This is a genomic window from Streptomyces sp. bgisy159, assembly GCF_057707805.1.
Window position 1 is genome coordinate 1 of record NZ_JBYIQX010000121.1, and the last position, 1,189, is coordinate 1,189.

The 1,189-nt window shown below is 72.8% G+C and carries 1 protein-coding gene; it reads left to right on the plus strand.

What is annotated here, in order from left to right:
* Positions 1-71 precede the first annotated feature (71 nt).
* Positions 72-1,189: S1 family peptidase (locus AC3ET3_RS36080; RefSeq protein WP_435613731.1), on the plus strand; the 1,118-nt coding region annotated here is incomplete at its 3' end.

Sequence of the window (1,189 nt, forward strand, 5' to 3'; positions counted from 1 at the left end):
CACCAGCGCGTAGTCGCGTGCCGGCCCACGCCCAGCCCCGTACCTCCGATCGAAGGAACGAGCGTCTTTTCATGCCAAGAAGCAGCCTGAGCGCCCCGACCACGCGTGCACGTGCCGCGTGGACGGTCTGCGCCGCCGCCGCTCTCACCGCGGTCGCGACCGCCGGTCCGGCCGACGCCCTCACCGGCACCGACGCCTCCGCCCAGCTGACCTTCGTAGCGAAGATCACCGTTGGGGAGGAGACCGCCTGCAGCGGTGCCCTGGTCGCCCCGCAGTGGGTCCTGACCGCGGCCTCCTGCTTCTCCTCCCAGGCCATGCCGGGGCCCGGCAGGCCCGCGGTCCCCACCACCGTCACCGTCGGCCGCACCGATCTGACGCAGACCGGCGGCAGCGTCCAGCAGGCCGTCGACCTCGTGCCGCACCCGGACCGCGACGTCGTCCTGGTCCGCCTCGCCCAGCCCGTCCCCGGCGCGATCACGCCCGTACGGCTGGCCACCAGCCCCGCCGCGGCGGGTGAGCAGCTGACGAAGGCCGGGTTCGGCCGGACCAGGACGGAGTGGGCACCGAACAAGCTGCACTCCGCCACCTTCACCGTGGCCTCCACGGCGGGCGCCGACGTGAACCTGGACGGCTCGGACACGGCCACCGTCTGCAAGGGCGACGCCGGCGGCCCCGCGCTGCGCACCGCCGGTGGAGCGCCCGAGCTGGTCGCGGTCAACTCGCGCTCCTGGCAGGGCGGCTGCCTCGGCACCGACGCGGCGGAGACCCGCACCGGCGCGGTCGACACCCGCGTCGACGACCTCGGTCCGTGGATCTCCCTGGCGACGGGCGCGCGCTGGGGCCAGACCGGCGAGAACGCCGCCGACTCCCAGGAACTCTCGGGCGACTTCGACGGCGACGGCAAGGACGACACCGCCGTGCTGCACAAGTACGCCGCCGTGAACGGCGTCAACCACACCGCCCTGTGGAAGCTCACCAGCACCGGCTCGGGGACGTACAACCCGGTGCGGGCGTGGGACAACCTCGCGGCCGGACTCGGCTCGTGGAGCTGGGACAACTCCAAGGCATTCACCGGTGACTTCAACGGCGACGGCAAGAGCGACGTGGGCGTCCTCTACAACTACGGCCAGGTCAACGGCGTCAACACCACCGGCCTGTGGACCTTCACCAGCAACGGCACCGGCTTCGA